This is a genomic window from Bradyrhizobium oligotrophicum S58 (genome assembly GCF_000344805.1).
Classification (GTDB): domain Bacteria; phylum Pseudomonadota; class Alphaproteobacteria; order Rhizobiales; family Xanthobacteraceae; genus Bradyrhizobium; species Bradyrhizobium oligotrophicum.
Map to the genome: position 1 here is coordinate 2,594,574 of NC_020453.1, position 22,289 is coordinate 2,616,862.

30 protein-coding genes are annotated in these 22,289 nt (G+C 63.7%); 26 read left to right on the plus strand and 4 right to left on the minus strand.

What is annotated here, in order from left to right:
* Nucleotides 1-390: 390 nt before the first annotated feature.
* The 10 genes from nifH to hspQ all read left to right on the plus strand — a co-directional run bounded on the left by nifH (nucleotide 391) and on the right by hspQ (nucleotide 9,486).
* Entirely contained in the window at nucleotides 391-1,278 is an 888-nt protein-coding gene (nifH, locus tag S58_RS11120; protein WP_015665397.1) for a nitrogenase iron protein, read from the plus strand.
* Between the two features lie 73 nt (nucleotides 1,279-1,351).
* The gene (nifD, locus tag S58_RS11125) at nucleotides 1,352-2,854 is read left to right on the plus strand and encodes a nitrogenase molybdenum-iron protein alpha chain (RefSeq protein WP_015665398.1); all 1,503 of its coding nucleotides are present in this window, start codon (nucleotides 1,352-1,354) and stop codon (nucleotides 2,852-2,854) included.
* An 83-nt stretch (nucleotides 2,855-2,937) separates the two neighbouring features.
* Complete coding sequence (nifK, locus tag S58_RS11130; protein WP_015665399.1) at nucleotides 2,938-4,497, plus strand: nitrogenase molybdenum-iron protein subunit beta; 1,560 nt, start codon at nucleotides 2,938-2,940, stop codon at nucleotides 4,495-4,497.
* A 129-nt stretch (nucleotides 4,498-4,626) separates the two neighbouring features.
* On the plus strand, nucleotides 4,627-6,300 hold the full coding sequence (gene nifE / locus S58_RS11135; RefSeq protein WP_015665400.1) for a nitrogenase iron-molybdenum cofactor biosynthesis protein NifE: 1,674 nt from the start codon (nucleotides 4,627-4,629) through the stop codon (nucleotides 6,298-6,300).
* An 11-nt stretch (nucleotides 6,301-6,311) separates the two neighbouring features.
* Entirely contained in the window at nucleotides 6,312-7,712 is a 1,401-nt protein-coding gene (gene nifN / locus S58_RS11140; RefSeq protein WP_015665401.1) for a nitrogenase iron-molybdenum cofactor biosynthesis protein NifN, read from the plus strand.
* Between the two features lie 25 nt (nucleotides 7,713-7,737).
* Nucleotides 7,738-8,133, plus strand: a complete 396-nt coding sequence (gene nifX / locus S58_RS11145; protein ID WP_015665402.1) for a nitrogen fixation protein NifX — start codon at nucleotides 7,738-7,740, stop codon at nucleotides 8,131-8,133.
* Nucleotides 8,134-8,143: 10 nt separating this feature from the next.
* Nucleotides 8,144-8,614, plus strand: coding sequence for a NifX-associated nitrogen fixation protein (locus S58_RS11150; RefSeq protein WP_015665403.1), 471 nt, complete (start codon nucleotides 8,144-8,146; stop codon nucleotides 8,612-8,614).
* A gap of 15 nt (nucleotides 8,615-8,629) precedes the next feature.
* On the plus strand, nucleotides 8,630-8,830 hold the full coding sequence (locus S58_RS11155) for a CCE_0567 family metalloprotein (protein ID WP_006609662.1): 201 nt from the start codon (nucleotides 8,630-8,632) through the stop codon (nucleotides 8,828-8,830).
* A 22-nt stretch (nucleotides 8,831-8,852) separates the two neighbouring features.
* Complete coding sequence (gene fdxB / locus S58_RS11160; RefSeq protein ID WP_015665404.1) at nucleotides 8,853-9,140, plus strand: ferredoxin III, nif-specific; 288 nt, start codon at nucleotides 8,853-8,855, stop codon at nucleotides 9,138-9,140.
* 19 nt (nucleotides 9,141-9,159) lie between these two features.
* Complete coding sequence (gene hspQ, locus S58_RS11165) at nucleotides 9,160-9,486, plus strand: heat shock protein HspQ (RefSeq protein ID WP_015665405.1); 327 nt, start codon at nucleotides 9,160-9,162, stop codon at nucleotides 9,484-9,486.
* A 261-nt stretch (nucleotides 9,487-9,747) separates the two neighbouring features.
* Here hspQ and S58_RS11170 read toward each other — a convergent pair whose 3' ends face one another.
* The 3 genes from S58_RS11170 to S58_RS11180 all read right to left on the minus strand — a co-directional run bounded on the left by S58_RS11170 (nucleotide 9,748) and on the right by S58_RS11180 (nucleotide 11,472).
* A complete protein-coding gene (locus S58_RS11170) occupies nucleotides 9,748-10,065 on the minus strand; it encodes a hypothetical protein (RefSeq protein WP_015665406.1) in 318 nt (105 codons plus the stop codon).
* 31 nt (nucleotides 10,066-10,096) lie between these two features.
* Nucleotides 10,097-10,951, minus strand: coding sequence for a sulfurtransferase (locus S58_RS11175; RefSeq protein ID WP_015665407.1), 855 nt, complete (start codon nucleotides 10,949-10,951; stop codon nucleotides 10,097-10,099).
* Between the two features lie 62 nt (nucleotides 10,952-11,013).
* Nucleotides 11,014-11,472, minus strand: a complete 459-nt coding sequence (locus S58_RS11180) for a hypothetical protein (protein ID WP_015665408.1) — start codon at nucleotides 11,470-11,472, stop codon at nucleotides 11,014-11,016.
* Between the two features lie 207 nt (nucleotides 11,473-11,679).
* Between S58_RS11180 and S58_RS11185 the strand changes: the two genes are divergently transcribed.
* On the plus strand, nucleotides 11,680-12,102 hold the full coding sequence (locus tag S58_RS11185; protein WP_015665409.1) for a Rieske (2Fe-2S) protein: 423 nt from the start codon (nucleotides 11,680-11,682) through the stop codon (nucleotides 12,100-12,102).
* An 81-nt stretch (nucleotides 12,103-12,183) separates the two neighbouring features.
* On the opposite strand, the gene S58_RS11190 is transcribed toward S58_RS11185, so the two are convergent.
* Nucleotides 12,184-12,792, minus strand: coding sequence for a hypothetical protein (locus tag S58_RS11190; protein WP_015665410.1), 609 nt, complete (start codon nucleotides 12,790-12,792; stop codon nucleotides 12,184-12,186).
* A gap of 324 nt (nucleotides 12,793-13,116) precedes the next feature.
* Here S58_RS11190 and S58_RS11195 point away from each other — a divergent pair, with 324 nt between their 5' ends.
* From S58_RS11195 to S58_RS11265, 15 genes are all read left to right on the plus strand, one after another.
* Nucleotides 13,117-13,437 (plus strand): HesB/IscA family protein, encoded by a 321-nt coding sequence (locus tag S58_RS11195; protein WP_015665411.1) that lies wholly within the window; start codon nucleotides 13,117-13,119, stop codon nucleotides 13,435-13,437.
* 29 nt (nucleotides 13,438-13,466) lie between these two features.
* Complete coding sequence (locus S58_RS11200) at nucleotides 13,467-13,757, plus strand: NifU family protein (RefSeq protein ID WP_015665412.1); 291 nt, start codon at nucleotides 13,467-13,469, stop codon at nucleotides 13,755-13,757.
* 9 nt (nucleotides 13,758-13,766) lie between these two features.
* Nucleotides 13,767-14,978 carry a cysteine desulfurase NifS gene (nifS, locus tag S58_RS11205; protein WP_015665413.1) on the plus strand — a complete coding sequence of 404 codons (1,212 nt, stop codon included), beginning with the start codon at nucleotides 13,767-13,769 and terminating at the stop codon, nucleotides 14,976-14,978.
* Nucleotides 14,978-15,199: a putative nitrogen fixation protein NifT gene (nifT, locus tag S58_RS11210; RefSeq protein WP_015665414.1), complete on the plus strand. Its 222-nt coding sequence runs from the start codon at nucleotides 14,978-14,980 to the stop codon at nucleotides 15,197-15,199. The genes nifS and nifT overlap by 1 nt, the downstream gene beginning before the upstream one ends.
* A complete protein-coding gene (locus S58_RS11215; protein WP_015665415.1) occupies nucleotides 15,199-16,065 on the plus strand; it encodes an SIR2 family NAD-dependent protein deacylase in 867 nt (288 codons plus the stop codon). Before nifT ends, S58_RS11215 begins: the two co-directional genes overlap by 1 nt.
* Before the next feature lie 272 nt (nucleotides 16,066-16,337).
* Nucleotides 16,338-17,900, plus strand: coding sequence for a nitrogenase cofactor biosynthesis protein NifB (gene nifB / locus S58_RS11220; RefSeq protein WP_015665416.1), 1,563 nt, complete (start codon nucleotides 16,338-16,340; stop codon nucleotides 17,898-17,900).
* 55 nt (nucleotides 17,901-17,955) lie between these two features.
* Nucleotides 17,956-18,180, plus strand: a complete 225-nt coding sequence (locus tag S58_RS11225) for a YfhL family 4Fe-4S dicluster ferredoxin (RefSeq protein ID WP_015665417.1) — start codon at nucleotides 17,956-17,958, stop codon at nucleotides 18,178-18,180.
* A gap of 11 nt (nucleotides 18,181-18,191) precedes the next feature.
* Nucleotides 18,192-18,518: a HesB/IscA family protein gene (locus tag S58_RS11230; protein ID WP_015665418.1), complete on the plus strand. Its 327-nt coding sequence runs from the start codon at nucleotides 18,192-18,194 to the stop codon at nucleotides 18,516-18,518.
* A 14-nt stretch (nucleotides 18,519-18,532) separates the two neighbouring features.
* On the plus strand, nucleotides 18,533-19,066 hold the full coding sequence (locus tag S58_RS11235; protein WP_015665419.1) for a hypothetical protein: 534 nt from the start codon (nucleotides 18,533-18,535) through the stop codon (nucleotides 19,064-19,066).
* Entirely contained in the window at nucleotides 19,059-19,832 is a 774-nt protein-coding gene (locus tag S58_RS11240) for a 4Fe4S-binding leucine-rich repeat protein (protein ID WP_015665420.1), read from the plus strand. The genes S58_RS11235 and S58_RS11240 overlap by 8 nt, the downstream gene beginning before the upstream one ends.
* Nucleotides 19,829-20,152, plus strand: a complete 324-nt coding sequence (locus S58_RS11245; RefSeq protein WP_015665421.1) for a nitrogen fixation protein NifZ — start codon at nucleotides 19,829-19,831, stop codon at nucleotides 20,150-20,152. Before S58_RS11240 ends, S58_RS11245 begins: the two co-directional genes overlap by 4 nt.
* Nucleotides 20,149-20,394 (plus strand): nitrogen fixation protein NifZ, encoded by a 246-nt coding sequence (locus tag S58_RS11250; protein WP_015665422.1) that lies wholly within the window; start codon nucleotides 20,149-20,151, stop codon nucleotides 20,392-20,394. The genes S58_RS11245 and S58_RS11250 overlap by 4 nt, the downstream gene beginning before the upstream one ends.
* Nucleotides 20,395-20,403: 9 nt before the next feature.
* Nucleotides 20,404-20,760: a DUF3024 domain-containing protein gene (locus tag S58_RS11255; RefSeq protein WP_015665423.1), complete on the plus strand. Its 357-nt coding sequence runs from the start codon at nucleotides 20,404-20,406 to the stop codon at nucleotides 20,758-20,760.
* 19 nt (nucleotides 20,761-20,779) lie between these two features.
* A complete protein-coding gene (locus S58_RS11260) occupies nucleotides 20,780-21,046 on the plus strand; it encodes a hypothetical protein (protein ID WP_015665424.1) in 267 nt (88 codons plus the stop codon).
* The gene (locus tag S58_RS11265) at nucleotides 21,043-22,257 is read left to right on the plus strand and encodes a DegT/DnrJ/EryC1/StrS family aminotransferase (RefSeq protein WP_015665425.1); all 1,215 of its coding nucleotides are present in this window, start codon (nucleotides 21,043-21,045) and stop codon (nucleotides 22,255-22,257) included. Before S58_RS11260 ends, S58_RS11265 begins: the two co-directional genes overlap by 4 nt.
* Nucleotides 22,258-22,289 lie beyond the last annotated feature (32 nt).

A 22,289-nucleotide genomic window follows, 5' to 3' on the forward strand; every position in this document is an offset into this window, starting at 1 on the left:
CCGCCGCGCCTGGCCGGCTGATCGCACGTGCATCCGAACGGTTTTCGCTGGAGCGCCGCTTGAAGCCTGCGATGACGTGTGTCGTTTCGGACAGCACGGCGTAAGAGCGTCGGGTGAAAACTCCCGATGTCGGGTTTGCAACACGCATAGTCTAGCGCCGACGTTGGCCGCATCTCCTTCAAAAGATGGCCTTTTTAACGATTCCAAAGCTCTGGCACAGCGGTTGCAAAACTCTTGTTCAGGCAAAGGTTGAGGGCTGAGTGCACGCCGACGCTTCGGACGAGCGATGCAATCCTTCCCAATAACCCGTCTGCCGGTTCTGGAGAGAGGACGCGGTCTCGTCATGCAAGGCGCATGCGGGACAAAGCCAATCGGTTGATGGAGAGCAGAATGTCATCACTTCGACAAATCGCATTTTACGGCAAAGGCGGCATCGGCAAGTCGACGACGTCGCAAAACACCCTGGCGGCGCTGGCCGAGATGGGTCATCGGATCCTGATCGTCGGTTGCGACCCCAAGGCGGATTCGACCCGCCTGATCCTGCACGCCAAGGCGCAGGACACCATCCTGAGCCTGGCCGCTGCCGCCGGCAGCGTCGAGGACCTCGAGATCGAGGAAGTCATGAAGGTCGGCTATCGCGACATCCGTTGCGTCGAGTCCGGCGGTCCGGAGCCGGGCGTCGGCTGCGCCGGCCGCGGCGTCATCACCTCGATCAACTTCCTCGAAGAGAACGGCGCCTATGAGGACATCGACTACGTGTCCTACGACGTGCTCGGCGACGTGGTCTGCGGCGGCTTCGCGATGCCGATCCGCGAGAACAAGGCGCAGGAGATCTACATCGTGATGTCCGGCGAGATGATGGCGATGTATGCGGCCAACAACATCTCTAAGGGCATTCTGAAATATGCCAATTCCGGCGGCGTGCGCCTGGGCGGCCTGGTCTGCAACGAGCGCCAGACCGACAAGGAGCTGGAGCTGGCGGATGCGCTCGCCAAGAAGCTCGGCACCAAGCTGATCTACTTCGTGCCGCGCGACAACATCGTGCAGCACGCCGAGCTGCGCCGCATGACCGTGCTGGAATATGCGCCGGACTCGGTGCAGGCCGGCCACTACCGTTCGCTGGCGGAGAAGATCCACAACAACGCCGGCAAGGGCATCATCCCGACCCCGATCACGATGGACGAGCTCGAAGACATGCTGATGGAGCACGGCATCATGAAGGCCGTCGACGAGAGCCAAATCGGAAAGACTGCCGCCGATCTCGCCGCAACGGCGTAACCGTCACCGGTCATCCGGCCCATCATCTTCAGGGGCCGGATGACCTCCGCAATCGATCATCGAGGAAAGCCAGATGAGCGTCACCGAGAAACAAAGCGTTGCCGAGATCAAGGCACGCAACAAGGAACTGATTGCCGAGGTCTTGAAGGTCTATCCGGAAAAGACCGCCAAGCGCCGTGCCAAGCACCTCAATGTCCACGAGAACGGCAAGTCGGACTGCGGCGTCAAGTCGAACATCAAGTCGATCCCCGGCGTCATGACCATCCGCGGTTGCGCCTACGCCGGCTCCAAGGGCGTGGTGTGGGGCCCGATCAAGGACATGATCCATATCAGCCACGGCCCGGTCGGCTGCGGCCAGTACTCCTGGGCGGCGCGCCGCAACTACTACATCGGCACGACCGGCATCGATACCTTCGTGACGATGCAGTTCACCTCCGATTTCCAGGAAAAGGACATCGTGTTCGGCGGCGACAAGAAGCTCGCCAAGATCATGGACGAGATTCAGGATCTGTTCCCGCTGAACAATGGCATCACCGTGCAGTCGGAATGCCCGATCGGCCTGATCGGCGACGACATTGAGGCGGTCTCCAAGGTCAAGTCGAAGGAGTATGACGGCAAGACCATCGTTCCGGTGCGTTGCGAAGGCTTCCGCGGCGTCTCCCAGTCGCTGGGCCACCATATCGCCAACGACGCGATCCGGGATTGGGTGTTCGACAAGATCCCGGCCGACGCGGCGCCGCGCTTCGAACCCTCGGACTACGACGTCGCGATCATCGGAGACTACAACATCGGCGGCGATGCCTGGTCGTCGCGCATCCTGCTCGAGGAGATGGGCCTGCGCGTGATCGCCCAGTGGTCGGGTGACGGTTCGCTCGCCGAGCTGGAGGCAACGCCGAAGGCGAAGCTCAACGTGCTGCATTGTTACCGCTCGATGAACTACATCTCGCGTCACATGGAAGAGAAGTACAATATTCCGTGGTGTGAATACAACTTCTTCGGACCCAGCAAGATCGCCGAATCGCTGCGCAAGATCGCCAGCTTCTTCGACGACAAGATCAAGGAAGGTGCCGAGCGCGTCATCGCCAAGTACCAGCCCCTGATGGACGCGGTGATCGCCAAGTACCGGCCGCGCCTCGAAGGCAAGACCGTGATGCTGTTCGTCGGCGGCCTGCGTCCGCGCCACGTGATCGGCGCCTACGAGGATCTCGGCATGGAGGTCGTCGGAACCGGCTACGAGTTCGGCCACAATGACGACTATCAGCGCACCGCCCAGCACTACGTCAAGGACGGCACGCTGATCTATGACGACGTGACCGGTTACGAGTTCGAGAAGTTCGTCGAGAAGGTCCAGCCGGATCTGGTCGGATCGGGCATCAAGGAAAAGTACGTGTTCCAGAAGATGGGCGTGCCGTTCCGCCAGATGCACTCCTGGGACTACTCGGGTCCCTATCACGGCTATGACGGGTTCGCGATCTTCGCCCGCGACATGGACATGGCCATCAACTCGCCGGTCTGGAAGATGGCCAAGGCGCCCTGGAAGCAGGCGCCCAAGCCGTTGCTGCAGGCGGCCGAGTAATCACCACCGCCCACGGCCTGGCTCTCCTTCGGCGGAGAGCCAGCGCTCCCTGATCGACACAGGAAAATAGAGAGGGTACTCCCATGACGCAGTCTGCCGAACATGTGCTCGATCACTTCGAGCTTTTCCGTGGTCCCGAATACCAGCAGATGCTGGCGAACAAGAAGAAGATGTTCGAGAATCCGCGCGATCCCGCCGAGGTCGAGCGCATTCGCGAATGGGCCAAGACGCCCGAATACCGCGAGAAGAACTTCGCCCGCGAGGCGCTGACCGTCAATCCGGCCAAGGCCTGCCAGCCACTCGGCGCCGTGTTCGTCGCGGTCGGATTCGAAGGCACGATGCCGTTCGTGCATGGCTCGCAGGGGTGCGTGGCCTACTATCGCAGCCATCTGTCGCGCCATTTCAAGGAGCCGAGCTCCTGTGTGTCGTCGTCGATGACCGAGGACGCTGCGGTGTTCGGCGGCCTCAACAACATGATCGACGGCCTCGCCAACACATACAGCATGTACAAGCCGAAGATGATCGCGGTCTCCACCACCTGCATGGCGGAAGTGATCGGCGACGACCTGAATGCCTTCATCAAGACGTCGAAGGAGAAGGGCTCGGTTCCAGCCGAATACGACGTTCCGTTCGCGCATACGCCCGCTTTCGTCGGCAGCCACGTCACCGGCTACGACAATGCGCTCAAGGGCATCATCGAACACTTCTGGGACGGCAAGGCCGGCACCGCGCCGAAGCTCGAGCGCGTCCCGAACGAGAAGATCAACTTCATCGGCGGCTTCGACGGCTACACCGTCGGCAATCTCCGGGAGATCAAGCGCATCTTCAAGACGATGGGAATCGACTACACGATCCTCGGTGACAACGAGAACGTGTTCGATACCCCCACCGACGGCGAGTTCCGCATGTACGCTGGCGGCACCACGCTGGAGGATGCGGCCAACGCGATCCATGCCAAGGCGACCATCTCGATGCAGGAATATTGCACCGAGAAGACGCTGCCGATGATCGGAAACCACGGCCAGGAAGTGGTCGCCTTCAATCATCCGGTCGGCGTGACCGGCACCGACGCCTTCATCATGGCGCTGTCGCGCATCACCGGCAAGGAGATCCCGGAAGAGATCGCACTCGAGCGGGGCCGCCTGGTCGACGCGATCGCGGACTCCAGCGCGCACATCCATGGCAAGAAGTTCGCGATCTACGGCGATCCGGACCTCTGCCTCGGCCTCGCCGCGTTCCTGCTCGAGCTTGGCGCTGAGCCGACCCACGTGCTCGCCACCAACGGCAACAAGCACTGGGCCGAGAAGGTGCAGGCGGTGTTCGACAGCTCGCCGTTCGGCAAGAACTGCCACGTGTATCCCGGCAAGGATCTCTGGCACATGCGCTCGCTGCTGTTCACCGAGCCGGTCGACTTTCTGATCGGCAACACCTACGGCAAGTATCTGGAGCGCGACACCGGCACGCCGCTGATCCGCATCGGTTTCCCGATCTTCGATCGCCACCACAAGCATCGCTATCCGGTGTGGGGCTATCAGGGCGGCCTGAACGTGCTGGTCACGATCCTCGACAAGATCTTCGACGAGATCGACCGCAACACCAACGTGCCGGCCAAGTCGGACTACAGCTTCGACATCATTCGCTAAGTACGGTGCGCGGCGGCTCCTCAGAGCTGCCGCGCTTCGATCTGGAGGACGAGGCTCACGGGGAAGGCAACGAAAGCCTGAGCCTCCTCTCTCAAAGACGCGCACGCGGTCCGCCAACAGGAGAAGCCAATGAGCTCGCTGTCTGCCACGATCCAGAACGTCTTCAACGAGCCGGGTTGCGGCAAGAACGCCAACAAGTCCGAGGCCGAGCGCAAGAAGGGCTGCACCAAGCAGCTGCAGCCGGGTGGCGCGGCCGGCGGTTGCGCCTTCGACGGCGCCAAGGTCGCACTGCAGCCGCTGGCTGACGTAGCCCATCTCGTGCACGGGCCGATCGCCTGCGAAGGAAATTCCTGGGACAACCGTGGTGCAGCCTCGTCGGGCTCGCAGCTCTGGCGCACCGGTTTTACCACCGACATCAACGAGACCGACGTTGTGTTCGGCGGCGAGAAGCGGCTGTACAAGGCGATCAAGGAAATCATCGAGAAGTACGACCCGCCGGCGGTCTTCGTCTACCAGACCTGCGTGCCGGCCATGACCGGCGACGACATCAATGCCGTCTGCAAGGCGGCGTCTGCGAAGTTCGGCAAGCCCTGCATTCCCGTCAATTCGCCTGGCTTCGTCGGGCCGAAGAACCTCGGCAACAAGCTCGCCGGCGAGGCTCTGCTCGACCATGTCATCGGCACGGTCGAGCCGGAGGTCACGACGCCCTACGACCTCAACATCATCGGCGAATACAATCTGTCCGGCGAATTGTGGCAGGTGAAGCCGTTGTTCGACGAGCTCGGAATCCGGATCTCCGCCTGCATCTCCGGCGACGGCCGCTACAAGGACGTGGCCTCGTCGCACCGCGCCCGCGCCGCGATGATGGTGTGCTCCAAGGCGATGATCAACGTCGCCCGCAAGATGGAGGAGCGCTACGGCATCCCGTTCTTCGAGGGTTCGTTCTACGGCATCCAGGACTCCTCGGATTCGCTGCGCGAGATCGCGCGGCTGCTGGTCGAGCGCGGCGCGCCGGCCGATCTGCTCGACCGCACCGAGGCGGTGATCGCGCGCGAGGAAGCCAAGGCGTGGGCCGCGATCGAGCCGTTCAAGCAGCGGCTGACCGGCAAGAAAGTGCTGCTGATCACCGGCGGCGTGAAGTCGTGGTCGGTGGTGGCGGCGCTGCAGGAGGCCGGCATGGAACTGGTCGGCACCAGCGTCAAGAAGTCCACCAAGGAGGACAAGGAGCGCATCAAGGAGCTGATGGGCCAGGACGCGCACATGATCGACGATATGGCGCCGCGCGAAATGTACAAGATGCTCAAGGACGCCAAGGCCGACATCATGCTGTCCGGTGGCAAGTCGCAGTTCGTGGCGCTCAAGGCCGCGATGCCCTGGCTTGACATCAACCAGGAGCGATCGCACGCCTTCATGGGCTACATCGGCATGGTCAAGCTGGTGGCGGAGATCGACAAGGCGATTTACAATCCGATGTGGGCCCAGCTGCGCAAGCGAGCTCCGTGGGAGACCGCCAGCAACACCTGGCAGGCCAAGGCGATCGCGCAGGCCAATGCCGAAGCCGCGGCGCTCGCGGCTGATCCCGTCGCGGCGGAAGCCGCGCGGCGCGCCAAGAAGATCTGCCACTGCAAGTCGGTCGATCTCGGCACCATCGAGGATGCCATCAAGGCGCACGCTCTCAACGACGTCGCCGGTGTTCGTACCCATACCAACGCCTCGGGCGGCTGCGGCGCCTGCGCCGGGCGGGTCGAGGACATCCTGGCCCGCGTGAGCGCGCCCGCCGAACTGCTGCAGGCGGCGGAGTAGGGCGGACGCTCATGGCCAAGGTCACCATTGGAAAGAAGGCCTGCGCGGTCAATCCGCTCAAGATGAGCCAGCCGATTGGCGGCGCGTTCGCCTTCCTCGGCCTGCGCGGCGCGATGCCGCTGCTGCACGGCTCGCAGGGCTGCACTTCGTTCGGACTGACGCTGTTCGTGCGCCACTTCAAGGAAGCGGTGCCGATGCAGACCACCGCAATGAGCGAGGTCGCGACCGTGCTCGGCGGCTATGAGAATGTCGAGCAGGCGATCCTCAACATCCATAAGCGGCAGAAGCCGGAGATCATCGGCATCTGCTCGACCGGTGTGACCGAGACCAAGGGCGACGACGTCGATGGCTACATCAGGCTGATCCGAGAAAAGCATCCGGAGCTCGCGAGCTATCCGCTGGTCTATGTCTCGACCCCGGACTTCAAGGACGCGTTCCAGGACGGCTGGGACAAGACCGTGGCCAAGATGGTCGAGGTGCTGGTCGACAAGCCGACATCGACGCGGCGCGATCCCGCGCGGGTCAATGTACTGCCCGGCTGCCATCTGACGCCTGGCGATATCGAGGAGCTGCGCACCATCATCGAAGATTTCGGCCTGGAGCCATCGTTCCTGCCGGATATCGGTGGCTCGCTCGACGGCCATATCCCCGACGAGTTCACGCCGACCACGATCGGCGGCATCGGGTTGGAAGAGATCGCGATGATGGGCAGCGCGAGCTGGACGATCGCGATCGGCGCGCAGATGAAGCGCGCGGCGGAAGCGATGCAAGTCAGGACCGGCGTGCCGTACCGGCTGTTCGAGCGTCTGTGTGGGCTGCTGCCGAACGACGAGCTGATGACGTTCCTAAGCGAGATCTCGGGACGACCCGTGCCGGCGAAATATCGCCGGCAGCGCGGCCAGCTCGCCGACGCCATGCTGGATGCGCACTTCCACATCGGCGGCCGCAGGCTCGCCATCGGCGCCGAGCCAGACCTGCTGTTCGACGTCTCGAGCATGCTGCACGAGATGGGCGCGCAGGTCGCAGTGGCGGTCACCACGACGCAGTCGCCCCTGCTGGAGCGCATGCCGTGCGACGAGGTGCTGATCGGCGATCTCGAAGATCTCGAGAACCTGGCCAAGGCGCGTGACTGCGCTCTGATGATGACGCATTCGCACGGCCGCCAGGCGGCGTCGCGGCTGAAGATCCCGTTCTATCGGATCGGCTTCCCGATGTTCGACCGGCTCGGGGCAGGGCATCTGCTGACGGTCGGCTATCGCGGCACTCGCGATCTGATCTTCGCGCTGGCCAACCTCATCATCGCCGATCGCGAGGACAACCACCAGCCGACGCCCGACACTTGGCTCGATCCTTGGGCCGAGGCCCAGCAGGCACCGTCGCCGGACTCCGCCGTCGTGGCGCCACTGCATTGACGTTTCAGGAGAAAGGACCGACGACATGAAAGTCGCATTCGCTACCCAGGATCTGAAACGCGTCGATGCCCATTTCGGCTGGGCCAAGAACATCGCGATCTATGACGTCGACCCCGATGGACATCGTTTCGTCGAGGCCGTCGAGTTCGACGGCGATCTCAAGGAAGACGGCAACGAGGACAAGCTGGCGCCGAAGATCGAGGCGATCAAGGATTGCGCGATCCTCTATGTCGCTGCGATCGGCGGCTCCGGCGCGGCGCGCGTCGTTGCCAACAACATCCATCCGATGAAGGTCACCCAGCCCGAGGAGATCAGCGATCTCCTGGGCAAGCTGCAGGCCGTCTTGGCCGGCACGCCGCCGCCCTGGCTGCGCAAGGCGCTGGCCAAGGGCCAGGAACGTGTTCTCGATTTCGAGGAATGAGGAAACCAACATGTCCGATACCGCGGTAGCCGTCGAAGCCGTCCCCGCCGAGCAGCGTCCTTTCGTCAAGGAGCTGATCAAGGTCTGGCGCGCCCAGGACACGCACGGGGCCTGGGAAGGCAAGAAAGACATCGACCTGCTCGAGCCCTACATCCTGGACAAGGAGAAGCGGCGGGCCCTGCCGATCATCGGCGATCCCGATCCCGAGACGATCTGGCGGCTCGAGCTGTTCTTCAACGCGATCGCGCTGTCGATCGAGAAGGCTACCGGCGTGATGATCTCGCCGATGCTCAAGATGAGCCACGAAGGCTTTGGACGGATGGTGCTGATCGGCGGCCGGCTGATCGTGGTCAACAAGCAGCTGCGCGATGTGCACCGCTTCGGCTTCGACAATCTCGGCAAGCTGGCGGACGAGGGCGACAAGTTCGTCAACGCCGGCGTCGAGATGATCGAGAAGTTCAAGGACGTCGCGAATTACTAACGGCGAGGATGAGAGATGAGCGACCTGGACACCCTGAAGGCCGAGATCAAGAAGCTCTCGGCGCGCGCCATGGATGCCAAGATGAACTTGCACGATCTGTCGGAGGAACTGCCCATCAATTGGGACCAGATCCTGCCGACAGCTCAGAAGGCCCACGAGGCGTTCGCCGAGCTGGAGAAGAAGCGGGCCGAGCTGAAGAAGCTCGAAGCCGCGTGAGCCTGCACAAGGACCCGTCATAATGTCCAATTCAACCCGCGACGGCCGCGACTGGCGGCCGGATTATCTGGTCGCCATCGATGCCGGCAAGTGTATCGGCTGCGGCCGCTGCTACAAGGTGTGCGGCCGCGAGGTCATGACCTTGAAGGGCATCAACGACGAGGGCGAGTTCGTCGAACTCGACGACGACGAGGATGACGAGGTCGAGAAGAAGATCATGGTCATGCACGACACCGGTGCCTGCATCGGTTGCGGCGCCTGTGCCAGGGTCTGCCCGACCAACTGCCAGACGCATTCGCCGGCGGCCTGAGATTGTGGAGCGTGCTGCCGTGCTGCGGATGGAGGCGAAATTCACGATCGGTCAGGTGACCCGGCACCGCGTCTATGATCTGCGCGGTGTCGTGTTCGACGTCGACCTGTCGTTCTCGGAAGGAGAGGGCTGGCGCGCGATCTCGATGGATGCCAGGCTCGACAAGGAGCAGCCGTTCTACTACCTGCTCGCCGAATCCGGCGAGAGCAGCTACATCGCCTATGTTCCCGAGCAGAACCTGGTGGCGGACGTCACGGGCGAGCCCGTCAAGCATCCCGACATCGGCGAGCTGTTCGATGTCGATGATGGCGGCGGCTACCACTACCGCGGGCGGATGTTTCAGTAGTCGTTTGATCAACCGTCATTGCGAGGAGCCGCAGGCGACGAAGCAATCCAGAGTCGTCGTGCCGCCCTGGATCGCTTCGCTTCGCTGCGCTCGCGATGGTATCAGTAGGGTGTTCAAAGGCGCCTGGGCGGTCTCTCAATCGAGCTCGGTTTAACGCGCCGTGCCCACCATCCGTCCGCGCGCGCGGAACGATCATGGTGCGCACGCCATCGCGCGGCGCTATGCGCCGCCCGACGCTTTGCCCACCCTACGATGCAACGCCTACTCGATCCCCTGTTCCCGGGCCTTCCACATCGCGGCGATCCGGAAGCGTTCGTTGATGGCGGCGGGGTTGGCGAGGATGTCGGCCTGGGCGGCGGCGAAGGCGCCCTCGACGATCGCGGCCTCGTCCTTGGTCAGGGTGATGCGGCCGGCCATGTGGGTCGCGTCGGGCGCGGCCTCCCAGATCTTGCGCCGGTTCGGGTGCAGCTTGACCTCAACCAGTTCGAACGCCTCGAGTTCGCCATCCAGACAAATCGCGAGACCGATCACCTCGACCTTGCGGCCGTCCTGCGTGGTCTTGACCAGGGTCTTTGCCATGCTCGTACTCCCGTCGTTGCTATCAGCTGAATCACGCAGCCGCCGCCGTGTCGTCGAGCTCGCTCCATTCAGCCCAGGAGCCGTCGTAGACGGCGGCATCGGGAACGCCCAGCCGATACAGCGCCAGCGCCAGCATGCAGGAGGTGATGCCCGAGGCGCAGGTGGCGACGATCGGCCTGCCGAGATCGACGCCGGTGGCCGCGAAGCGTGCGGCGAGCGCGTCGGGCGCCATGAGGACGCCGGTGTCGGGATTGACCAGATCGGCCCAGGGCAGGTTGACCGCGCCGGGGATGTGGCCCTGGCGCTTGAATGTGAACACATCAGCCTGTGTCCCGTCGAACTTGCCGGGGCCGCGCGCGTCAACCAGTTGCGCGCTGCCGCTCCGTAGCTGGCCCTGCACGCCGGCCGACGTCGCGACCAGCTTGGGCTTGAAGTCCGCCGTGAAGCTCGCTGGCGCCGGACGCACCGGTGTCATTTCCGCCGGCCGCTTCTCCTTGGTCCATTTGCCGAAGCCACCATCGAGCAGCGCGACGTTGTCGTGCCCGAACACGCGGAACATCCACCAGACGCGTGCCGCGGCCGAGCCGCCATAGTGGCGGTCATAGACGACGACGCGGTCGGAATTGCCGATGCCGAGCAGTCCGACCTTGAGCGCAAAATCCTCCGCAGCCGGCAGCATGTGCGGCAGCAGGGTCGATTTGTCGGCGACCTGGTCGATGTCGAAATGCACCGAGCCCGGCAGATGCCGGCCGCGATATTGCGTGCGGCCGTCGAGATTGGTGCTCGGATGATGCCAGGTGCAGTCGAGGATCTTGATGCCGGGATCGGTGAGGTGCTGCGCCAGCCATTCGGAGCTGACCAGGGCGTCAGAGGTGTCGGTGCTCATGCGTTCGCTCGCGATGTCGTTGATCCCAAAGAGATGGTCGATCCGATGACGGCCGTGGCGCGTCAGAGCGTCTTCGGCATCGGGTAGCCCGTGCGTGGGTGGGTGTCGTAGTATTCCGGACGCTCGGGCCAGCCGCCTTCGGCGATGATCCTGAACGTCGCAACCGTGACCGGCGCGCCGGGCGAGCACGACACTTCGGTGAACTTGATCTCGCGTTCGCCCGGACCGGCCGAGAAATCGGCGACCGTGGTGCCGTCGGCCTTGCGGGCGCGCGCAAAGCCGGGCGTGCCGACCGTGGTGGCGGGCACGGCCGCTGCCACGAAGTTCGGATGCTCGAAGCCGTCCGTCGCCGGGCCGAAAGCGGGAGAGCCGAAGGTGAAGGTCGCGAGGACGCCGCTGCGATCGACCGGCTTGTCGGCCGTCGTCGGGCGCGCCACCGAGTAGACCGTCAAGGTGCCGCCATCGAGGGCCGCCTTGATGTCGTCGAGCGAGCTCTCGACGAAGTCCAGTGTCACGTTCATGTCGATCTCCTTACAATGGCGCGTTTGGGCGCGTTTGCAGGAGAAATTTTCAAGTTCTGTGCCAGTCTTTCGCAGGAGCGAAGACGCGAGGCGAACAGGCAGAGTTGCGCGAATCTTGCAACGTGTCTTCTCAGCGAGCCGACCGTCGCTCTCGCCGTGCTGAAAGCGGCATTGTCGGACATGCGCCAGACATCGATGAGGCCTGACATGACGACCGACGTCGCCTACGCCATCTGCAGCTTCAACGACATCCCGAGCCGCCGCGCCATCGGCTTCCAGCTCATGATCGTGGCGGAGGACGGCAGTCACCGTCCCTGGCCGATCTTCATCATCCGCTGGGGCAAGCAGGTGTTCGGCTATCTGAACCTATGCCCCCACGACAAGGTCAATCTCGACTGGGAGCGCAATCAGTTCCTCGATGGAAATGGCCTGCGGATCCTGTGCGGCAAGCACGGCTCGCTGTTCGAGATCGGCACCGGGATGTGCGTCGACGGTCCGTGCAAGGGCGAGAGCCTGACGCCGGTCGCGCTGACGGTGCTCGATGGCGACATCTGCGTGACCGGCGTGACGCTGGTCGAGGATGACGACGATGGAGAGGACGAGACCGGCCTGCAGTGCGAGGAAGGCTGAGGCCAAAGCGGTCGGTGAAGCCCGGAGACAGGGCCGGGGCTTCACCTTGCACCTCAAGATCAGCTGAAGATCCGGTGGATCTCAGACCGGCCGGTTCTCGTTGCGGTTCTTCACCGGCTCCATCTTGGCCAGCGCATCCGCGTAAGCGATGACCTCGTAGGCCTCGTTGAAGGCCTTGGCGGCGTCGAGTACATAGTCGAGCTTGCCCGCGGTATCGAGCTTCTTGATGTCGTTCTTGTCGATTCCCAGCAGATCCATCATCTCTTTCCAGACCGTCGACTCGTCGCAGGGCAGGACATAGAAGGTGACGTCGCCCATCTTGATGCGATACTTCGCCAGAAGGTCGATGTTGTTGCAGAACATGAAGTAGCTGCCGTCGGGCCTCAACAGGCCCTTGAGAACCTCGACGGCCGTCTCGAGATAGGCGAGCGAATGGATGTAACCGACCAGCACCGGAATGGTCGGCTCGCCGTCATTGACGATCGTCAGCACCTGCTCGACCGAGAAGTCGGGCGGACGCTTCTCGTCCGCGACCTGGGTCTGGAATTTCAACGCGATGTCGCCGCGGAAGCCGAACCGTCCCGGCTTGGTGGTTGGCGCCTTCAGCACGGCGTTGAGCAGCCGTCCTTCCTTGTCGAGCTGCGCGAGCGCGGTGGTCTCGATCGCAACCGTCTTCTCCAATGTCGTCATCAGCAATCCCCTCGCATGGTCTCTTGAGCCGTCTCGCCGCACGGCGCGGTCAAAAGGGGCGTGATGCAAATTGTCTGCCGGTGTAGCTCACGCGTTGATTTGCTTGGCACTTTTGCCTGTCGTGAAAGCGCATTGTCGGATTTGCGCCCCGACATCCTTCCGACACGCCGGCGACGCGCCGCGCGGCGGTCGTGTCGGAAAGCCGACACGCGTCGGAAACGCCACAGGAGCGAAGCAAAAAGCCGAGTTCTTTCAGCCTATTGCCGATGGCACGAGACTTGCCAATCCTGTTCGCAGCAGCCGAATGGGAAAGGCGAGACGATGATGATCAACCTGACCGACAGCGCAATCAATGCGGTTCGCAACGCGATCACGACCTCCGACAAGCCGGTCGACGGCCTCAGGATCATGGTCGAGGCCGGCGGCTGCGCCGGGCTCAAATACAACATGGGTCTCGTCAGCGGCAGCGAGGCGGAGGACACCGTGATCGAGCGCGAGGGCGTGCGCGTGCTCGTCGATCACAAGAGCCTCGAATATCTCGAGGGAACGACGATCGATTTCGTCATCGCGCTGGAGGGCTCCGGCTTCACCTTCGAAAATCCGAACGCAAAGTCCAGCTGCGGCTGCGGCAAGTCGTTTGCGTGACCCCCAAGACATTCGAGAGAAGTGACATCATGCTGGTCGAATCCCAGGGCATCGTCGAAGCGCCGGCCCAGATGAGCGAGCGCGAGCGGATCATACGGGCCGTGATCGAGGAGGTTCGTCCGAACCTCAAGCGTGACGGCGGCGATTGCGAGCTCGTCGAGATCGATGGCAACAAGATCATGGTGAGGCTCGCGGGCGCCTGCATCTTCTGCAAGCTCGCCAGTGCGACGCTCGAGGGCATCCAGGCCCGCATGATCGAGAAGCTCGGCGAGTTCGTTCGCCTCGTGCCCGTCGCCGGCCCGCCGAAGGCGCGGCATTAAGGAGCGGCCTTGCGTCCGGTCTATCTCGACAACAACGCGGCGACACGCGCGGATCCAGAGGTCGTCGCGGCGATGTTGCCGTTCTTCTCGGACCAGTTCGGCAATGCCTCGTCCTCGCATGCGTTCGGCAGCGAGGTCGCAGGCGCCATCAGGCAGGCGCGCAAGAGCCTGCAGGCGTTGCTGGGCGCCGCCTTCGACCATGAGATCGTCTTGACCTCGGGCGGCACCGAGTCCGACAACACGGCGATCCTGTCGGCGCTGGAAACGCAGAGCGGCCGCGACGAGATCGTGACCACGGCGGTCGAGCATCCGGCGATTCTGTCGCTGGTGGAGTATCTCAGGGATAGACGCGGCCTCACGGCGCATCTGATTGGCGTCGATGCCGCCGGCTGCCTCGATCTGGAGGCCTACAAGCGCGCGCTGGGGCCGCGCACTGCGATCGCCTCGGTGATGTGGGCCAACAACGAGACGGGCACGCTGTTTCCGGTTCCTGAGCTGGCGAAGCTCGCGCACGAGGCCGGCGCGCTGTTCCACACCGACGCCGTGCAGGCGGTCGGCAAGATCGCGATCGATCTGAAATCCGCCGATGTCGATATGCTGTCGCTATCCGGCCACAAGCTGCATGGCCCAAAGGGCATCGGCGCGCTGTATGTCAGGAAGGGAACGCCCTTCGCACCGCTGCTGCGCGGAGGTCCGCAGGAGCGCCGCCGCCGTGGCGGCACCGAGAACGTGCCGGCTATCATCGGCCTCGGCAAGGCGGCCGAACTCGCCGGACAACATCTTGCCGACGAGCAGGGCCGCGTGTGCGCGCTCCGCGACCGGCTAGAGCAGGGCATCATCCAGAGCATCGGCCGTTGCGCCGTGCTCGGCGATCCCGAGCACCGGCTGCCGAACACCGCGAATATCGCCTTCCAGCATCTGGAAGGCGAGCCGATCGTGATGCGTCTGAACCAGGTCGGCATCGCCGCCTCGCTCGGCTCGGCCTGCGCATCCGGTTCGATGGAGCCGTCGCATGTGCTGCGCGCGATGAACGTGCCGCCGGATCTCCTACGCGGTGCCGTGCGCTTCTCATTGTCGCGCGACACCACGGAAGACGACATCAAGCGCGTGCTCCAAGTGCTGCCCGACATCGTCGGCCGGCTGCGCGAGACCTCGCCGGCCTGGCTGCAGCATCACCCCTCGTCATCGGCGGACCCTCTTCGATCCACGGAGCTCACGTAATGAAAGTCATGATCCGCCGCTCGCCGGAAACGGGCCTTTCCATCTACGTCCCCAAGAAGGACCTGGAGGAGCCGATCGTCGAGACCGAGCACGAGACCTTGTGGGGCGGCTGGATCAAGATCGCCAATGGCTGGGTGCTGGAGCTGCCGCAGATGGCCGCCGACACGCGACTGCCCATCACGATCAATGCGCGCAAGCGCGGCGGAGAGGGAGACGAGTGATGAACGCGCCATTTCCTCATATCGACATCGTCAAGCAGGCCGACGCCGAGGCGCTGCTCAAGGACGTCGTGGCCAAGCTCAGGAACAGCCAGGTCGTGCCCTATCTCGGTCCGGCCGTGTCGGAGCCGTCAGGCACGGCGGTGCCGATGAGCCCCGAAGCGCTGGCGGCCTTCTTCGGCACCAAGGTGGCGCTGCCGCGCCGCGCCAAGGGCAATGCCTGGGCCTCAGCCCAGCACATCGAAAGCACCAGGCATCGATCGAGCGTCACCGCGCTGATGGCGGAAGCCTTCGCCGTCCCGGTTGCGCCCACGCCGCTGCAGCAACATCTGGCGTCGCTGCCGCTGCCGATGATCGTCGACAGCTGGTATGACGGCGCGATGCGGACGGCGCTGTCCCAGCGCAGCGATTGGGGTGAGGTTCAGGGCATCACCCGCGCCCATATCGGCGAGGATCGCTGGTATCGTTTCTATGATGCCGCCGGCGCCGAAGCCAGCCGTGACGGCGCCCAGGGCTGGACGACGCTGCTGTACAAGCCGCATGGCGGCATCGTCCCGGCCAAGAACTTTCTGATCACCGACGCCGACTATGTTGAGGTCCTGACCGACATCGACATCCAGACGCCGATCCCCGACACCGTCAAGGATCGCCGCACCGACCGCAGCTTCCTGTTCATCGGCTGCCGCTTCAACGACCAGCTGCTGCGGACCTATGGCCGCCAGGTCATCAAGCGCTCCGGCACCGAGCATTATGTGCTGGTCGAGCCGGACTCGCTTTCGAAGAACGAGCTCAAGTTCTTCATTGCCGAGCGGCTGACGCCGATCGCGATCCCGCTGGCGCGCGCCACTGAGATCATCATCGGCGGCTGAGCGAAACACTCGATCGGATCATCGGGCAGCGCGGCGCAAGCCGCGCTGTTTCGTTGTTCCATCCGCCTTCGCCGCGTGCTGGCGTGAGTCTGTAACGTTTCTAACATCGGCCGAAGCGAGAGCCTCTCGCATGTTGACAAGGCGACAGCTGCGGTTGCTTCGCTAACGCGTTGATAGTCCGACGAAATGATCGTGTCCGCGGCGTGGCACGCGAGTTGCTGATCCCTAAGCCAAGGCGGTTTGCGGCTCGCCAGCAACGTTTAGGAGCGGACATGGACGCGTCAGTGCAGCACGAACAGGCGACGATACCGGACGGCGAGCAGCTGAGCTCGGTGATGCAGACCATCGCGGAGCACAAGGGCTGCGGTACCTCGGGCGGCAGCGGCAAGGCGAGCTGCGGCTCGGGCGCCGGCGAGAACGACCTGCCGCCGGATATCTGGGAGAAGGTGAAGAACCATCCCTGCTATAGCGAAGAGGCGCATCATCACTATGCGCGCATGCACGTCGCCGTGGCGCCCGCCTGCAACATCCAGTGCAACTACTGCAACCGCAAATATGACTGCGCCAACGAGTCGCGTCCCGGCGTGGTCAGCGAGAAGCTCACGCCCGAGCAGGCCGCCAAGAAGGTGCTCGCGGTCGCGTCGACCATTCCGCAGATGACCGTGCTCGGCATCGCCGGCCCCGGCGATCCGCTCGCCAACCCCGAGAAGACCTTCAAGACATTCGAGCTGATCGCGCGCACCGCGCCCGACATCAAGCTGTGCCTGTCGACCAATGGTCTTGCGCTGCCCGACCATGTCGACACCATCGCCGGCTTCAACGTCGACCACGTCACGATCACGATCAACATGGTTGATCCCGAGATCGGCGCCAAGATCTATCCCTGGGTGTTCTGGAAGCACAAGCGCTACACCGGCGTCGAAGCCGCCAAGCTGCTCACCGACCGCCAGCTGCAGGGCCTGGAGATGCTGACCGAGCGCGGCATCCTCTGCAAGGTCAACTCGGTGATGATCCCGGGCGTCAACGACAAGCATCTCGTCGAGGTCAACAAGGCAGTGAAGTCGCGCGGCGCCTTCCTGCACAACATCATGCCGCTGATCTCCTCGCCCGAGCACGGCACCGTGTTCGGCCTGACCGGCCAGCGCGGCCCGACCGCGCAGGAGCTGAAGGCCCTGCAGGACGAGTGCGAAGGCGAGATGAACATGATGCGGCATTGCCGCCAGTGCCGCGCCGACGCTGTCGGCCTGCTCGGTGAGGATCGCTCCGCCGAGTTCACCACCGACAAGATCATGGCGATGGAGGTGAACTACGACATCGACAGCCGCAAGGCCTATCAGGAAGCGGTCGAGAGCGAGCGCGTGGCCAAGGTCGTCGCCCGGCAGGAGGAGCTTGCCTCGCTCGCCGGCCAGTCCAGCGACATCAAGCTGCTGGTCGCCGTCGCCACCAAGGGCTCCGGCCTGATCAACGAGCATTTCGGCCACGCCAAGGAGTTCCAGGTCTACGAACTGTCCACGGCAGGTGCGAAGTTCGTCGGTCACCGCCGCGTCGACCTGTACTGCCAGGGCGGCTACGGTGACGAGGACAGCCTGGAGACCGTGATCCGCGCCATCAACGACTGTCATGCGGTGTTCGTCGCCAAGATCGGCGGCTGCCCAAAGAGCGACCTGCAGGCGGCGGGCATCGAGCCGGTCGACCAGTTCGCCCACGAGTTCATCGAGAAGTCCGCGATCGCCTGGTTCAAGAACTATCTCGACAAGGTCAATAGCGGCGAGATCCAGCACGTCGTGCGCGGTGACGCTGAAATTCGCCAGGGCGCCCTGATCTCGGCCGCGTGACGTCCAATTCCGGCGGCACTGCGGTGCCGCCGGTCCCTTTCGACAGGAGCATCTGATGACTTTGAAGATCATCGCCTCGCAGTGCACGAGCTGCTCGGCCTGCGAGCCCGAATGTCCGAACGTGGCGATTTCCGAAAAGAACGGCACCTTCGTGATCGACCCCAAGAAGTGCACCGAGTGCCTCGGCCATTTCGACGAGCCGCAATGCGCCGCCGTCTGCCCGGTCGACAACACCTGCGTGATCGACAATTCGTTTCCGCGCTATCAGCCGCCGGCTTGAGGGAGAGCGAGATGAACTTCACTCTCACGCCAGCCGCGCAGAAATTCATGCGCATGATGCTGCGGGCCGACGGGATCACTGGCTCGGGCTTCCGGCTCGCCGTCTCTCCCGGCGGCTGTTCCGGTCTCGCAGCCGACATCAGCGTGCTCGCCACGCCGCAGCCCGGCGACGCCGTGGTCGAGCGCGACGGCGTCAAGTTGTTCCTGCCGGCGGAGAGCCGGCTGTTGCTGGACGGCGTCACCATCGACTTTACTGACACCGCGACCCAGACGGGGCTCGTGTTTCACGATCCGAAGCAGGTCTCGTGCTCTAGCCACGCCTTGAAGGCGCTGCAGTAGCGGGGAACAGCGCCATGCCCACCGATGCCCGGCCCAGCTCCCAGACCGCCATCGAGGACGCGCTGCTTGCCGACGCGTTGCTCGGCGGTGGGCTGCCTGAGGAGGCTGAGCACCACCTGTGGCAGGCGAGCCAGAGCTACCATTTCGACGAAGTCGCCGAGGGACATTTGAAGGAGGCCGAGGCGCTGGCGCCGGATCATGCCGCAGTGCTGATCGGCTTTTACCGCTTCTATTTCTACAAGGGGCGGCTGGCGGACGCGCTGCGGATCGCCAAGCGGTGCCTGGCAAAGGCCGCGGTTGAGAACCATCTGCCGCCACATTGGCGCGACGTCCGGCCCGAGCACGCGGAATTTGGCAGTTTCGACCACATGCTGCCGCGCTTCTTCATGTTCACCTTGAAGGGTTACGCATACCTGCAGATGCGGCTCGGCAATCTCGTGGAAGGGCGGCTCGCAGTGCAGAAGCTGCTCGACCTCGATCCCAGCGACAAGATCGGCGCGCGCGTCCTGCTCGAGGTCGTAGACCGGGTGGAGCTCGACGATGAGTGACGACATCGACGAGGCTGTCGACTGGCAGGGCACCGATATCAGTTGTGCGGGCTGCGCGCATGAGGCGCTTGAAGCATCGGGGCGCTGCCGTCTCAAACATGCTTGCGTGCACGATCGCTATGCCCGGCGCATCGACCGGTTCTTCAACTGGAATCCGGCGCTCGCCAACGACTACGTCAAGCATCCCCATTTCGAGGTGCGCGCGATCGCGGCCAAGCACGCCAGCCCGTTTTATCTGACGCCGCTGCTCGACGATCCCGAGGAGACGGTGCGCTGGAACGCAGCTCGGCGGCTGCCGAAGCGGCTGGTGCTGCGGCTACGCCATGATCCGCATCGCGAGGTCCGCATCCGCATCGCGACCGTGCTCGATCCGGAAGACCTGATGCCGATGATGTTGGACAACGACTACTACGTCCGCCTCGTCGTGGCACGGCGGATCGTGCCGTCGGTGCTTGGCCGCATGATGGGCGATCCGGAGGCCGAGGTTCGCCGCGTCGTCGCCCGCCGCATTCCGACCGATTGGCTGCTTGGCATGATCAGCGACCCCGACGCGCGGGTGCGGCTGGAGGTCGCGGAGCGCCTTGCGCCGGATCTTCTCACTGCGATGTGCAAGGATGCCGACTGGCGCGTGCGCCATGAGGTTGCGAGCCGCATTGCGATCAGCGAGCTCTCCGAACTGGCGCGCGACGAGGATCCGCTGGTGCAGGAGATGGCGCGCGGCCGGCTTGCGAACCGTTCCGGAGCTGCGATGGAGAAACCGGCATGAGCAACATCGTTCGTGACAGCGAAGTGGTGGAACTGTCCGCGCCGCCATACTTCACTTTCGGTGAGAAGGTGAAGGCGAAGCGCACCATCCGCAACGACGGCACCTACGCGGGCAAGGAGATCGGCGAGATCCTCGCGAAGAAGGGCGAGATCGGCTACGTCGTCTCGATCGGGACCTTCCTGCAGCAATTCTACATCTACGGCGTCGAGTTTCTCGAAAGTGGAAACCGCGTCGGCATGAAACGCAAGGAGCTCGACCCCGCCATGCCGCGGGAAGAGCTCGAAGACGATTTGCCGCTGCCGGGAGCATACCAATCATGATCGAGCCGCGCCTGCCTAAATATCAATGGGGTCAGCGCGTGAAGGCGCGGATTGATCTCGTCAACGACGGTTCGTTCCCGAATGCGCCCACTGAGGCGAAGCTCGTCGGCATCGGCGACATGGGCGAGATCGTGCAGGTCGGAACGCATACGGAAGCGAACATGCCGATCTATCTCGTCGAGTTCGGCGAGCACCTCGTGGTGGGTTGTCTCGAAGAGGAGATCGTCCCGGTAGAGGGGTGATGATCATCCATGGCCGCAACAGCGCTCAAGCCCAGCCTCATCCTGCCTGCGCATCCCAACGAGCTGGATCGCAGGCGGATCGAGCGCGCGCTGAAGTCGCGCAAGCGCTACCGCTATGTCGAGCCGACGGTCGCGCCGGTCGATGAAGGTTATCACGTCCAGAGTCCGTGCTGCTCGCGCAACATCGATAAGGACGGCGGCGTGGTCGACGTCGCCTTGCTGCGCCACGATCCGACGAATGCGATGTGGAAACTATTCTGGAGAGATCATGCCCAGGGGATCTGGGAGCTGCACAGCGTGCACAAGCGGTTGACCGCGGCGGTCGACGAACTGAACGCCGACCCCGAGCGGATATTCTGGCAGTAGAGCGAAGAGGACGGGCGACATGGCACTTGCCGACCAGGAACTGAATGAGATCGAGCAGGTCCTCGCCGGACCCGACGCTGGAGGCTTCGCCTATGGCGAACTGCGCCGGCGCTTTCCGCATCTGGTCCTGACGCGCTGCGATGCCTCCGACGTGACGGAAGAGCCGTTCCGCAGCTACCCGGCGTTCGACCTGCATCTGCTCGATGCCAGCGATCATTGCGCCGGGGTCACCGACGACCCCGCGAAAGCGACCGGCTTGATCCTGGCGAAGCGGAGCGGATCATGACCAAGCCCTATCTCGTGCATGACGCCGATCGGCAGGAGCAGGACGAAGCCGAGTTGACGCCGGTCGGCTCCGACTTCATTCCGTTGTCCGATCCCGATATCACGACGGCCGAGATCGCAGCGGTGGAGGCGACATTGCGCTCGCCGCGCCTGTCATCGGGGCCGCTGGTCGAGGAGTTCGAGGCCGCGTTCGCCGCTTATCTCGGGCGCAAATATGCCATCGCCGTTCCAAGCGGGACGCTCGGCCTGCTGCTGGTCCTCAAGGCGATGGGGATAGGAGGTGGCGACGAGGTGATTGCATCGTCCTATTCGTTCCGCGAGGTCGCTCATGCGATCAGCATCGTCGGCGCCAAGCCGGTGTTTTCCGACATCGACTACTATTCCGGGACGTTGGCGCCCAGCAAGATCGAGGCGCGTATCACGGACAGAACCAGGGCGATCCTCGCCGGCAACACCAACGGTCATCCGGCCAAATGGACCGAGCTGCAGGCGATTGCGAAGACGCACGGTCTGCCGCTCATCGAAGATTCGACCGAGGCGATCGGCTCGAAATATCAGGGTGCGCTGGTCGGCACCTTCGGCGCCGCCTCGGTGTTCGACTTCTCGCAGCCGTTCGCGCTGACCTGCGGCGAGGGCGGCATGGTCGTGACCGACGATGTCGACATCGCCGTTGCCGTGCGCCGCCACCGCTCGCACCGGCTCGACGAGCGCGCATCGGTGGTGGTCAGCAGCAGCGCATCGCATCAGGCCGTGATGAGCGACGTCACCGCGGCGCTCGGGCTGGCGCAGCTGAAGCGGATCGATGAGATCCTCGAGCGGCGCAAGCTGGTCGAGCAGATCTACTACAGCGAGGTGCAGTCGTTCGAGGGTATCAAGGACCCTTATGTCGGCCCAGATGTCACCGAGGTGAACTGGTTTCTCTACCAAGTCCATCTGGGCACGCGGTTCTCGAAGTCGAGCCGGGATTCGATCGTCGAGGATCTCAGGGTCGAGCAGATCGAAGCCATCGCCTATTCGAATCCACTGCATCTGCAGCGGCACTATTTCGACATGGGTTACCGGCGCGGCGACTGCCTCGTGACCGAGAAGGTCGCCGACCGCGTGGTGGCCTTGCCGTTCCACGTTCATCTGACTTCCGACCAGATCGCCTTCATCGTCGCGACCATGAAGGACGCGTCGGTCAATGTCGGAGCGGGCGCGGCGATCTACTGACGAGTTCTGACCTCAAACTGGAGAAGGAGAAT